The sequence below is a fragment of the Candidatus Margulisiibacteriota bacterium genome, from assembly GCA_028715625.1.
In the GTDB taxonomy this organism is placed as follows: domain Bacteria; phylum Margulisbacteria; class Riflemargulisbacteria; order GWF2-35-9; family GWF2-35-9; genus JAQURL01.
In genome coordinates, this window is sequence record JAQURL010000071.1 from 1 (window position 1) to 12,961 (window position 12,961).

Below are 12,961 nucleotides of genomic sequence, written 5' to 3' on the forward strand. Positions count from 1 at the left end.
TCCTCATTCAGAAGGGTTACGATTGCTTCGTCTTGTGTTATATAGATACTAACGTTGTATTCTGAGGTAATACCTGTTCCCCCAAATTTTTTATCTTTTCTTCCCTAATAAAAAATTATACCAAGAAGATTCAACAGATGTCTTTATTTTCATAAGAATAAATCCAAAAACTATGCCTACGTTATCTGCTACAAAATCAGCAAACGAACAATCCCTGTTTGGCACAAAAAGCTGGTGGATTTCGTCGCTGGCCGCAAAAAAAGTCATAAAAACAAAAGCTTTATAGCGCACTGACTGCCCAAAACCCCAGCCAGCGTAAATTAAACCGGCAAGAATAAAGTACTCGAAGCAATGTAAAATTTTGTCAGTATACTGGAAATCGGAAATCCTGGGTAACGCCGGCTGACTGGATAAATAAATAATAAGACCCAGATAAAGTATGGCCAGGCTTTTTCTAATTAATTCCGGTTTTCCCGTTTTCATAAACCAAACTTCCTTCCCCCACTTTATAAATCAGGTTGTATTCATCAAATAACTTGTATAAATACTTGTATTGCCGGACAGGATTTTCCCCAAGATTAATGATACCGGTAAAAATTCCATCTCCCTGCAGTATGTCAGCTCCTTCTCCATCATCAACCAGTAAAACAGTATTGCGGCCCTTTTCCTGTTTTAGCTGGAATTCCACAAACAGGGTTTTCTTAAGCTTGTCCGGATTACACTCAATAACAAATACATTCCCGGTCAAATTTTTTATAATAATTTCAGAAGAATTTTCTTGATTTTGAGTTAAATGCATTTTTTTGACCAGCGGCAATTCAATTTGATAATCTTTTTTTATTCTTGCATAAATTTTGTCTATTCTGGCTGTAAGATAAACCAATTCGCCTCTGGTAACAGGTTTATTCAGATTGAAGTTGTCTTCTGCCACCCAGGCCGGAGGTAAATACCCACTCGCAGCCAGGAAGGAAAACCATCTGTGTTCGCTGTTATCCGTAAGCAAATCCGAATAAAAAGTATGAGTTTCTTCGCCTGCATATTTATAGAATTTCTTTAACATTTCCAATACTTCTTCCCGTGTCACAATTCTATTCGGTGCAAATTCCGAAGCATTAACGGGATACATCAGATTATAGTTTAGGGCCAGTTGAATATAGGAGTATGCCCAATGAGCGGGCAACAAATCCTGAAAATGATAAGTATTGTTATAATTGGTAACAGGATTTATATCTTTGAGCATTAAAAGCAGTCTGGCCATTTCCGCCCTTCTTACATAGTATCTGGGCCGGAAAAAATCCGTACCGTAATAGCCGGGAAAAAACTGCATGGTTGTCAATATCTCTATTTCCCGTTGGTATTCATAACCCTTGATGTCGGGAAAAGTTTCCAGTGATACAACTTTTACTTTCTTTTCCGTTTTGTCTTTCTCATTCTCGGCCACAAAATTAAGCATTCGAAAACCTGGTTCTGAAAATTTAAACTTCAGTCGAAAAAGGCCGTCCTGCATTTCAACTTTATAATTATTTACATACAGTTTATCGGTATGCAGGGCCTCGCCCAAAATGTTTATTTCTTTGTAAGCTATAATCGGATCTTCTTCCATAGGAGAAATAATCTTGATTATCGGAAGCTGCGCCAGACTGACTGAATAAAAAGCAAAAAAAATAATCCATTTGCGCATTACGATATTGTAAAGGTTCACTCCGGTTATTTCAATAGAACAACAATTGGCTGGACTAGTTCAAAAGCACGGCATTATTGTCTTCAATCAGCAGAATAAAGTCTTTTTTCAATGTTATCTTTTCCTGCTTGTTATGGTCTTTATAATCATAAAGGGTAACATCACCTTTGGGAATAACCGATAAATAGTCCGCATGCTTGTCCAGGCACATAACTTCACCGTCTATGGCCCTGCACTTCAAGCCATAGATATCGCCCTCATAGATAAGTTGTTCGGCGCCAATGATTTTTAAATGCATTATTCCAAAGCTACCTCTTCTATAGCACCCTTCATCATAAAATTCTGTTCCGGAACATCATCCATTTCTCCCATCAGGATCTTTTTGAACCCTTTTATACTATCCGCCAAGGGAACAAACACTCCTTTGAGACCTGTAAAATTTTCCGACACATGGAAAGGTTGTGACAAGAAATTACGTATCTTTCTGGCTCTGTTTACAATTACTCTATCTTCTTCGGGTAATTCGCTAACACCCAGAATCGCTATAATATCCTGTAGTTCATTGTACCTCTGCAATACTTTTTTAATATTTTGAGCCACATAATAGTGCTCTTCGCCAACTATATCCGGAGCCAGTATCCTCGAAGAAGAGGCTAGCGGGTCTATTGCCGGATAAATACCCATTTCCACGATTTTTCTGGAAAGAACTGTTACCGAATCCAGATGGCTGAAAGTAATTGCCGCTGCAGGATCGGTAAAATCGTCCGCAGGAACATATACCGCCTGGATAGAAGTAATATAACCGTTTTTGGTGGAAGCAATTCGTTCTTCCAGTCGTCCCATTTCAATATCCAGTGTGGGCTGATAACCTACAGCTGACGGAATACGACCGAGCAGAGTCGAGATTTCAGACCCTGCCTGAACAAAACGGAAAATATTATCAATAAAAAAAAGCACATCCTGTTTGGCCACGTCTCTGAAATATTCAGCCTGAGCCAAAGCGGACTGAGCAACAATCAGTCGAGAACCGGGCAAATCACCCATCTGGCCGAAAACCAGCACGGTCTTATCGATAACTCCGGTGTTTTTCATTTCCAGCCATAAGTCATTTCCTTCACGAGTTCTTTCTCCGACGCCTGCAAAAATTGAAATACCGCCATGATGTTTGGCCATGTTATGTATCATTTCCATGATAATTACTGTCTTGCCTACACCTGCTCCTCCGAATAATCCGGTTTTGCCTCCCTTTACATAAGGGCACAATAAATCAATGGCTTTTATGCCCGTTTCATACAGTTCATCTTTAAATTCCAGTTCTTCAAATTTCGGTGTGGCTCTTCTTGCGCTGTAATACTGAATTTCACCCTTTAGCGCTTCTCCTCCGTCAATCAGGTCACCCCAGGAGTTGAACATACGGCCAAGAATTTCACGACCTACGGGAACTTGTAAGGGTTGGCCGGTGTCTATAGCATTCATGCCTCTGGCCAAACCGTCAGTTGATTGCAATGAAACAGCCTTAACCACTCCACCTTCTGTTTGCAAAGCAATTTCTGCGATAATTTCCTTGTCCAGACCTGTTTGCATATCTTTAAGTTTTATCTTCAAAGCATTACGAATATCCGGAATACGGTCCGGAGGGAACTTTACATCTATTATTGGTCCTATCACCTGAACTATTTTACCTGTACTTTCCATCTTTATTTTCATCTCCTCTCGGTCATGTTTTGCAGGACTTTATAAGCTGAAATTATTTCGCTCAGTTCCTGAGTAATTTTTAGTTGTCTGGCTTTATACATTTCCATGGACACTTCTTCTTTTAGTTTTTCCGCGTTCTCTACCGCGTTCTTCATCATCAGCAGCTTGGATGCCGTTTCACCGGTAAAATTCTGGGCGAAAAGGTAGAACAAACGGGCACGAACATATTTCTCCAGTATGAACTCATCCAGCTTCTCGTTATTCATATCGATAAAAGCCGAAACATTGCGATATACTTCTTCGTGAGCCGGAAAAAAATCAACAATTTTCGGTATCTGCACAAACATATTGTTATATTTGTTTACAATTACCTTTACGTCCCAGGGAAAATCATTTTCTTTAAGCAAATTAAAAATCTTGTCAGTAATACTTTCCGTAGGAACTTTGTTGGCACCTTCACAAAAAAGTTTTACTTTTACTCCCAGCTTTTCAGCATAATTTTTGCCTCTGGACCCAACAAGAATAATGTTTGGGGTCTTTTTGTTTTTATTAAATAACGGAAGTATCTGGGGATTAAAATTTCCACTAAAACCTTTCTCAGCAAAAAAGACAATAAGCCAGGGCTCACTCTTCTGTCTGCTTTTCTTTTTGTCTATTTCTCTGGTAAAAAGCAACCTGTCATAATAGGACTGAACTTTTCTGCGGTAATACAATAATTTCTGAGTCCTGCCAATGATTATTGTAGTAATAATCTGCATTGCGTCCGTTATTTCGTAAACGGCCGTAATGTTATTACGTCTTTGTTTTAAGGTTAACAGGTCGCTCATGCTATTTCTTCAAGACATTTAGTGATAGTTTCTGACAGCTGAGGGATTATACTATCATCAATATTTTTGTCTTTCTCAATTTTTTCGTAAAGCTCAGGTGCAGTTCTCTTAAAATGCGGAATAAGTTCTGTCCGCACTCGTTCGATATTGATTAACGGGGTTTTATCCAAAAATCCATTAATTGCCGTATACAGTGTAATCAACTGGTCGATAACGTATAACGGTTTATGCTGCTTTTGCTTTAACACCTCAATCAGCACCTTACCTCTGGTCAGCTGTTGCAATGTTTTTTCATCCAAATCGGATGCAAACAGTGAAAACTTTTCTTTTTCACGAAATTGGGCAAGCGTAAGTCGCAAAAGGCCGGCTACCTTTTTCATGCCCTTTATCTGCGCGGCTCCACCTACGCGGGATACTGAAACTCCCGGATTAATTGCCGGCCTAACATTTGAGTTAAACAGTTCCGTTGTAAAAAATATCTGGCCATCTGTAATGGATATGACATTTGTGGGAATATACGATGAAATATCTCCGCTTTGAGTTTCTACAATCGGCAGTGCGGTCATTGAGCCGCTTCCCAGCGCATCATTAAGCTGCGCTGCCCTTTCCAGCAGTCTGGAATGAACATAAAATATGTCGCCCGGATAAGCCTCACGACCTGGCGGTCTTTTCAGTAATAATGAAATATTACGATAAGCATGCGCGTGTTTGGTCAGGTCATCATAGATAATCAGTGTCCTGCGTCCCTTGCGCATAAAATACTCAGCTATGGCGCAACCGGCATAAGGGGCATAAAACTGAGTAGCTGACGGTTCGGATGCAGGCGCGTTTACAATAATTGTATTCTTTAAGGCATCATATTCCTGCAAGGTCTTCTTTACCTTGGCCACAGTAGTATTTTTCTGACCGATAGCTACATAAATATTTATTACATCTTTATCTTTCTGATTAATGATAGTATCGATAGCCAGAGTAGTCTTTCCTGTCTGTCTGTCACCGATAATAAGCTCGCGTTGTCCGTGGCCGATTGGCACAGTAGCGTCGATAACCATATAACCGGTTTGCAGGGGTACATCTACAGGCTTTCTATCAATTACGCCAGGAGGCTGGGTTTCCAGAGGAACATGATCTTTGCAGTCAATCGCGTCCATTCCGTCTAAAGGTTGTCCAAGTGGGTCTATTACTCGCCCCAGGAGCTCATCTCCTACAGGAACCTCAATTATACGGCCGGTACGGCGTACCGCATGACCTTCTTTAACCAAAACGTGACGTTCCAGTATTACCGCAACAATTTCTTCCATTTCCAAATTAAATACAACTCCGAAAACATCTTCTCCAAAATCAAGCATTTCTCCCAGAAGCGCATTTGGTAAACCGCCGATCCTGGCTATTCCGTCTCCGCTGTCCAGAACGATACCGATTTCCTCATTTGTTATTTCTTCCTGGCAAAATCTTAATTGCTCAACTATTTCATCTACCAAATTTATTTTATTTTCTATGTTTTTATCCAGCATCATGCCACCTTCCCCTGAACAATTAATTCTTTAATTTTATTCAGTTTCTTTTTTACACTAAGATCCAGCTCGCCACTGTACCAGCGCAACTTTAGTCCACCTATCAATGTTGGGTCCTCTTTAAAAATAAAGCCCACCTTTTTTTTGTATAAATATCTTAAACTTAAATTGTAAATTTCCAGATCCTTTTCATTTAAAGGAAATCTGGAAATTATTTCAACCAGAATCAAATTTTTCTCATCGGCAAAATAATATTTCAAAATATTAATAAAATATCCCAAACGATGAAAAAGTTTGGTTTCCATTAGAAAAAACAAAACTGCTATAGTGAACTGCGAGGGAATAAACGGCAAGGTATTCAGGTATTTTAGCAATATTTGTTTTCTTTTAACAATATTTACCGTATTGTTTTCCAGATAAAACTTTATTTCGTAGCTGGTATTCAAAAGGCTCCAGCGAATTTGATACAATTCGTTAAAAATCTTTATAACATCTTCTACGCTTAAAAGTTTATTAAAATTATCAAAATCAAAATCACGAAATACTTTGTGTTTCATGTATGATGTTTACCCTCTTCTCTGTTTCTAAAATTATTTTTTTATCCAGGTCCTTGTCGATTACATTGCAGAGAATATTTTCAACCGCTTCTATAACAACCTTCGAAATCTTTTGACGAACATCTGTGTAAGCCTGTTTTTTTTCGCGTTGAATTTCCTGTCTTGCCTGTTCCATCATTTCGTTGGCTTCATTATAAGCTTTCTCAATGATTTCCTCCCTAATTCTTTTACTGTCTAAGCGCGCATCTTCCAGAAGCTTGTTCCTTCTTTCACTTGCCTTCTCACTTTCCTGTTTCATCTTTTCCACGAGGTTTGCTACTTCCTCGTTACGTTCATTATAGGTCTTAAGAAGTTCTTCAATCTTTTTTCTTCTGTTATCGATAAACAAGCTTAATTTTGGCCAAACCACATACTTAATAACAAAAAGCATTACGACAAATGCCGTAACATTAAAGATAATAAGCTTTATATTCAGAGATTCTTCCATAGATAGTTATTCCTTTATTATTTCGAAATTAATATAAAGCTCAATACAAGTGTATAAAGAATAGCCGCTTCCACAAAGGCTATACCTATAAACATTGTAGTTCTGACAACGTTTATGTGTTCTGGTTGACGCACCATTGATTCAATGGCTTTTGCTACCAGAATTCCCATGCCCAGAGCTCCTCCTAATGAAGCGAATCCCATACCCAATACCGCACCGAAATGACTCAATCCTATACTTAATGCTGCTGCTTGATCCATAATATCCTTCCTTTCTCTAAAAAAATATTTTATTACAATACTTTATTCTAAAAACCCTCCTTTTTGCTAATGATTTCCTATATAAATGCTATCGGTTATATAAATTGCAGACAAATATGCAAAAATAAACGCCTGAATTAAACAAACAAATAATTCGAAAAGCATCATTACCATGGCCATCGTTATGCTGACCGGGACAAAAAATATACTGCTGAATACTTCCGTCAGCTTGAGCATGGATAATATTATCAGATGCCCGGCAGTCATGTTAGCAAAAAGTCGAACTGCCAAGGCAAATGGTTTGGCAAAAGTCGAAACTACTTCAATCGGAAACATAGTGATCCGAAATGGCAACGATATACCGCTGGGCGTTAGAGAAGCAAGGTATTTCAATGGACCGTGCTTGATTACGCCAACACCAATACTTATTAAAAAAACCATAATTGCCAGAGACGCTGTGATATTTATATCAGAAGTAACAGGTTTATTCTCGGGAATCAGTCCCAACATGTTGTGTATTAGAATATAATAAAAAATAGTCAGGAAAAAAGGCATCCATTTTTTATAATCTTCATCATGTTTAAACAAACCCCTGAACTGGTCTTCAAGAAACTCATAAATCATTTCGATTACAGCCTGAAGTTTTGAAGGAATAATATTAAATCTGTTTATTATTGGGAAAACCATAAATAATATTGGAACAAAAAGAATAAAAAATTTCTTATGATGAACAACGAAGTGAAAAAAAACCGTAATATCTTTAAGTATAAAATCCATTCTTCTAATTCGACCCCCTGAGCCTTAGTTTATATTACACCCACAAAATAATTAAGTAAATAAATTTTATTTATAAATTTCATGTTTAAATGACTGATTAAAGGGAATACTAAATATATAAATGGGGGATAAATAGCTGTGAATTCAAAATGGGTGGAAAATCATATCATTAATCATAACCATACTCTTGAGGACCAGACCCAGTATGCATCGTTACAGCATATGAATAACGAACATTTTACCAGTACCGAACTGCCCGAGGATACGGATAAAAATTTTTTAAGACGTTTTAAAAACCTGGCCTTTTAGAGTTTCTCAAAAAATACTTTATAAGCTTTATAGGTCATAAACAGATCTATCTTGGAAGATAGCTCCATTGGTGCGTGCATGGATAGTAAAGCCGGGCCCATATCTACCACATCCATGCCGTAGTCTGCAATGAATTTGGCAAGTGTGCCACCACCACCTTCATCAACTTTTCCAAGCTCGCCCATTTGCCAGCAAACTTTATTTTGATTTAATACTTTTCTTACACTTCCGATGTATTCTGCGTTGGCATCCGATGCTCCTGCTTTTCCTCGCGAACCTGTAAATTTTGTCATACAAACCCCATGACCCAGTATCGCGGCGTTACGCTTTTCGTGAACATCCTTCCAGTCCGGGTCCAATGCTCCGTTAACGTCTGCTGAAATTGCCCTGCTGTTAAATAAACATTCCTCAACGGCAACCATGTCTACCTTTTTATACTTGTTTATAAATATATTTTTAATAATCTGTTTCAAAAACATGCTTTTTGCTCCGGTATTCCCGTCGGAACCTATTTCTTCTTTATCAGCCAGATATACTACAATTGTATCATCGCCAGATTTTGTATCCAGCAAAGCACTTACTGCCGAAAAAACACATATCCGGTCATCCTGACCATATCCGGCAATCATGGAACGATCAAATCCAACATCTCTGGCTTTCCCTGCAGGGACCATTTCCAATTCGGCTGTAAGAAAGTCCTGTTCTTCCATTTTATAGGTTTTGTTTAAATATTGCAGAATATTCAGCTTGATTTTTTCTTTAAACTCCTCGTCGGCAGTATATGGTATACTTCCCACAACTATATTCAATTTCTCTCCGGGAATGGCTTCTTTAAGTGACTTCTCATCCTGGACCTTATAGGATAAATGAGGAAGTAAATCGGAAATAAAAAAAATCGGATCGCCATCACTCTCACCTATACTTATTTTTACAGACTGACCATTTTTTAATATTACAACCCCATGCAGAGCCAGGGGCCTTGTAACCCATTGATATTTTTTAATGCCGCCATAGTAATGGGTTTTGAATAAAGCAACTCCGGTATCCTCATATAAGGGATTTTGTTTTAAATCCAGGCGGGGGCTGTCTACATGGCTTACAATCAGTTTTACTCCTTTTTTTAAATCATTTTTGCCGATTTTTACAATAGCTATACCTTTATTTTTATTTACTATATAAAAAGTATTACCTGCCTTCTCTCTGATCTTTTTTTGATTTAACATCTTTATAAGGTAGTCAATTACTTCACGCTCGGTTTTACAGGTTGAAATGAATTTAATATATTCCCGGCTGAAACTTTCCAGTTCATCCTGCTTGTAATTTTTACTTTCCCAGGCATTCTCCGATTTATAAGATAATTTATCCTTTAATTTTTCCGCAGCTGTTTTCATACCAACCTCCCTTAAAATAATAATTTGAATATTTATTGCTATATATTATAACAGATATTAGCTTTCTGACACACGCATTCCCTTCCTGCCCTGTTCGACGCTTTTCCAACTACATGATTTTCGACCAACAATTTTGCTGACAAATGAAGATTTCGAGACTAAAATTATTATATGAAAAAAGCAGCTATCGATCTGGGAACTAACTCTTTGCGGGCCATTATCGCCGAGCTATCAGCCGATAAACAACTAAATATCCTTGAGGAAAAAATTTATTTGTGCCGTATCGGCGAAAAAATTCACGAGACTCGCAGATTGCAGCAGGATGCAATGAATAGAACTCTTGATGCTTTAAAGGAAATCAAACAACTTTTTCAGTCAAATGACATAGTAAACTACAATTTTGTAGCTACTTCAGCAATGAGAGATGCCATCAATGCAGAAGAATTTATTGACCGTGTGCACGGACTCGGACTGGAAATTCGTATCATAGACGGCATTGAAGAAGCAAAAATAATCGCCAAAGCTGTTAATTATTTTATGCCCTTTATTTCCTCCAATGCAGTTTTCGCCGACCAGGGTGGAGGAAGCGTAGAGGTTATTCATCATCAAGAAAACAAGGAAACATATCAGAGCCTTGATATCGGTATAGTCCGTCTGACAGAAATGTTCCTGCACAAAAATCCAAGACAGAAGGAAGAAATCGATGCTTTAAGTTTATACATCTTAAACTTGCTGAAAACAAATTTATCCGAAATTGCAGCAAGCCATCCCGAGCAGTTCATAGTTATAGGGGGGACAGTTTCTACTTTGGCCAAATTATATTTAAAGCTGGATATTTTTGAAAGCAGTAAAGTGCACGGCACAAAAATCCCTCTTACCTTTATTCAAAGCATGTATCATAAATTAAGAAAAATGACTTCCAAAGAAATTCAGGACAAATATGAAGTAGACCCCAAGAGAGCTGACGTTTTTCTCGCCGGTGTAATAGAAATTCTGGTTTTTATGGAATTCCTCGGTTTGCAGGAACTCACAGTCTGTGACAGAGGTTTACGTTTCGGGCTTTTGCTCTAGAACCATCATTACTTCTCCCAAAAAATAAATTGAACCGGTAATACAAATATTTTTATTAGCACCGGTTATTTTTTTTATAAATGATTTCATATTCCTTCCGGGAACAAATTCCAATTGTGGTGATGATATAGCATATTTATCTACATACTCCCCGATACTTACTGCCCTGTCATGCCGAAACTCACAGATAAAAATTTTCTCAGCCACTTGCTGTAAGTTCTTTACAATCTTTTTTATCTCTTCTCTCCTGGTGGCCGCATAAATTATCATTAAATTGTTGCCGTACTTTTTTTTTATAAAATTAACAAGATTATTAATGCCTTCCATATTATGGGCGCTGTCTAATAGTAAAAGCGGCTTTTTCCTTATTACCTGTAACCGGCCTTTAATCCTTGTTTTGAGTTTTCGGGAAATTTCGCGAAGCTGCCGTCTATTATCAGGCAACAAAATTGTAGCCGCCTCCAAAGCCAACCGCTTATTGCTTTGCAGAAAGTTTCCAGTACCCTTGTTAACCACTTTATAGATGGATTTACATGCACTGGATTCCTTTACCAATAAATTCTCAACAACAGGTTGCTGTCTAAAAAATATTACCGGTATACCAGGTTTAATTATACCAGCTTTTTCCCTCGCTATATCAAGCAAATTGTTACCAAGGAACTCACAATGATCAAAAGAAATGGTCGTAATTACACTAATGAGCGGTGTAACTATATTTGTAGCATCCAGCCGTCCTCCCAAACCGGTTTCCCAGACCACATAATCCACTTTTTCTTCTAAAAAATATATCAAGCCGATTAATGTTAATATCTCAAATTCAGTAAGATTTATACCCTTTGTTTTTGTTTCTACCTGCTTATAGAGTTTTCCCAGACGGTCCGATGAAACCTGCTTCCCATTTATAACAAACCTTTCCGTATAAGAAATAAAATGTGGAGAAGTATACAGGGCTGTTTTATAACCGCTCTGTTCCAATAACTGAGCAATAAAATCGGCTGTTGTGCCTTTGCCATTGGTTCCTGCTATATGTATAAAACGTAACTTGTTCTGTGGATTGCCCAGCAATGCTGCTGCCCTGAAAACATTATCCAAAGACAAATGAACTTTTCTTTTAACGGAAAGTTGTTTCAACTCTTGTTCAATTGGCTTCAAGAGTTTATAGTCCTGTCATTTTATCCTGAATGGCTTTTAAGTGATACTTTTTTTCATCCAGAGATTTTTTTTCATTTTCCACTACATTTTTAGGTGCCTTAGCAATGAAACCCTGGTTTTGCAGCTTTTTTTCCAGAGCCGCAATTTCGTTTTGAATCTTTTCCAGTTCCTTATTCAGGCGTTCTTTTTCTTTATCAGTATCAATCAGGCCAGCCAGCGGAAGATACAATTCTGTTTCCTCTACAACCGCGAATGAGCATTTCTCTTTGGGAGCGACTTTAATAAACTGCACATCATCAAGTCTGGCCAAAAACTTCAAATAAGGGACATAAGTTGTCAAATCTCCGTGTTTGCCTGCAACCTGCAGTATGCCCTTTTTATCCAGCGGAATATTCATCTCTGCCTTGATGTTTCTTACTGTCTTTATAATGTTTTGCAGAAGCCTTATATCTGCTGATAAAGCTTCATTTTTTCCTTTTGGTACATCCGGCCAACTGCTTTGCATAATAGACGATTGTTTTTTGTAATTTTTTTCATACCAGGGATGCTTTATTAATACCTGCCAGATTTCTTCGGTAATAAAAGGGATTATCGGGTGCAGCATTTTCAGGATGGAATCCAGCACAAAAATAAGAGTGGGCTGGGAGGAGCCTTTATGCAACTTGGTCATTTCCACATACCAGTCGCAAAATTCTCCCCAGACAAAATCATATAATTTTTCTACCGCAAAATTAAAATCAAATTTTTCATAGCATTTCTCTACTTCCGCGCATACCTGCCGGAGGTATTGAATTATCCAGGTATCAACCGGATTCTGGCCAGTATCCCCGCTTAAAACCGGCTCCTGCTGCAATATATAGCGGGAAACATTCCAGAGCTTGTTAATAAAATTGCGGCTGGCTATGAGCTTTTCATCTACCAGTTTGATATCCTGACCGCCGGATGTAACAAGAGAAGCCAGAGTATAACGCAATACGTCAGCGCCCTTTTCTTCAATTATTTTCAGCGGATCAACTACGTTTCCAAGGGACTTGCTCATTTTTCTACCCTGAGAATCTCTGACCAGTCCATGAATAAAAACCTGATAAAAAGGTACCTTTTTCATGTTGTATATACCCATGGTAATCATGCGGGAAACCCAGAAAGTAATAATGTCATAGCCCGTAACCAGTATGTTGGTGGGATAAAACTGCTCCAGGTCTGTAGTCATATCCGGCCAGCCAAAGACAGAAAAAGGCCA

The 12,961-nt window shown here is 38.1% G+C and carries 15 protein-coding genes; 2 read left to right on the forward strand and 13 right to left on the reverse strand.

Features of this window, described 5'->3' with window-relative positions; all coding sequences use genetic code 11:
* Positions 1–90 precede the first annotated feature (90 nt).
* From PHV30_10145 to atpB, 10 genes are all read right to left on the reverse strand, one after another.
* Complete coding sequence (locus PHV30_10145; protein MDD5457376.1) at positions 91–483, reverse strand: VanZ family protein; 393 nt, start codon at positions 481–483, stop codon at positions 91–93.
* On the reverse strand, positions 455–1,681 hold the full coding sequence (locus PHV30_10150) for an S-layer homology domain-containing protein (protein MDD5457377.1): 1,227 nt from the start codon (positions 1,679–1,681) through the stop codon (positions 455–457). The genes PHV30_10145 and PHV30_10150 overlap by 29 nt, the downstream gene beginning before the upstream one ends.
* Before the next feature lie 55 nt (positions 1,682–1,736).
* Positions 1,737–1,979, reverse strand: coding sequence for a hypothetical protein (locus PHV30_10155; GenBank protein ID MDD5457378.1), 243 nt, complete (start codon positions 1,977–1,979; stop codon positions 1,737–1,739).
* On the reverse strand, positions 1,979–3,388 hold the full coding sequence (gene atpD / locus PHV30_10160; protein MDD5457379.1) for a F0F1 ATP synthase subunit beta: 1,410 nt from the start codon (positions 3,386–3,388) through the stop codon (positions 1,979–1,981). The genes PHV30_10155 and atpD overlap by 1 nt, the downstream gene beginning before the upstream one ends.
* Positions 3,385–4,203 (reverse strand): F0F1 ATP synthase subunit gamma, encoded by an 819-nt coding sequence (locus PHV30_10165; GenBank protein MDD5457380.1) that lies wholly within the window; start codon positions 4,201–4,203, stop codon positions 3,385–3,387. Before PHV30_10165 ends, atpD begins: the two co-directional genes overlap by 4 nt.
* Positions 4,200–5,720: a F0F1 ATP synthase subunit alpha gene (gene atpA / locus PHV30_10170; protein MDD5457381.1), complete on the reverse strand. Its 1,521-nt coding sequence runs from the start codon at positions 5,718–5,720 to the stop codon at positions 4,200–4,202. The genes PHV30_10165 and atpA overlap by 4 nt, the downstream gene beginning before the upstream one ends.
* Entirely contained in the window at positions 5,717–6,274 is a 558-nt protein-coding gene (locus tag PHV30_10175) for a F0F1 ATP synthase subunit delta (GenBank protein MDD5457382.1), read from the reverse strand. The genes atpA and PHV30_10175 overlap by 4 nt, the downstream gene beginning before the upstream one ends.
* Positions 6,252–6,761: a F0F1 ATP synthase subunit B gene (gene atpF, locus PHV30_10180; protein ID MDD5457383.1), complete on the reverse strand. Its 510-nt coding sequence runs from the start codon at positions 6,759–6,761 to the stop codon at positions 6,252–6,254. Before atpF ends, PHV30_10175 begins: the two co-directional genes overlap by 23 nt.
* Positions 6,762–6,778: 17 nt before the next feature.
* Positions 6,779–7,021 carry an ATP synthase F0 subunit C gene (atpE, locus tag PHV30_10185; protein MDD5457384.1) on the reverse strand — a complete coding sequence of 81 codons (243 nt, stop codon included), beginning with the start codon at positions 7,019–7,021 and terminating at the stop codon, positions 6,779–6,781.
* Between the two features lie 66 nt (positions 7,022–7,087).
* A complete protein-coding gene (gene atpB, locus PHV30_10190; protein MDD5457385.1) occupies positions 7,088–7,798 on the reverse strand; it encodes a F0F1 ATP synthase subunit A in 711 nt (236 codons plus the stop codon).
* Positions 7,799–7,936: 138 nt separating this feature from the next.
* On the opposite strand from atpB, the gene PHV30_10195 reads away from it, so the two are divergent.
* Positions 7,937–8,107 (forward strand): hypothetical protein, encoded by a 171-nt coding sequence (locus PHV30_10195; protein MDD5457386.1) that lies wholly within the window; start codon positions 7,937–7,939, stop codon positions 8,105–8,107.
* Here PHV30_10195 and PHV30_10200 read toward each other — a convergent pair.
* A complete protein-coding gene (locus tag PHV30_10200; protein ID MDD5457387.1) occupies positions 8,104–9,498 on the reverse strand; it encodes an aminopeptidase in 1,395 nt (464 codons plus the stop codon). The genes PHV30_10195 and PHV30_10200 overlap by 4 nt on opposite strands.
* 171 nt (positions 9,499–9,669) lie before the next feature.
* Here PHV30_10200 and PHV30_10205 point away from each other — a divergent pair, with 171 nt between their 5' ends.
* Positions 9,670–10,569, forward strand: a complete 900-nt coding sequence (locus PHV30_10205) for a hypothetical protein (GenBank protein ID MDD5457388.1) — start codon at positions 9,670–9,672, stop codon at positions 10,567–10,569.
* Here PHV30_10205 and PHV30_10210 read toward each other — a convergent pair.
* Together PHV30_10210 and PHV30_10215 are read right to left on the reverse strand one after the other, a co-directional pair.
* The gene (locus PHV30_10210) at positions 10,546–11,721 is read right to left on the reverse strand and encodes a bifunctional folylpolyglutamate synthase/dihydrofolate synthase (protein ID MDD5457389.1); all 1,176 of its coding nucleotides are present in this window, start codon (positions 11,719–11,721) and stop codon (positions 10,546–10,548) included. The two genes, PHV30_10205 and PHV30_10210, sit on opposite strands and share 24 nt — an antisense overlap.
* A 4-nt stretch (positions 11,722–11,725) precedes the next feature.
* The coding region (locus PHV30_10215; protein ID MDD5457390.1) for a class I tRNA ligase family protein at positions 11,726–12,961 on the reverse strand (1,236 nt) is incomplete at its 5' end.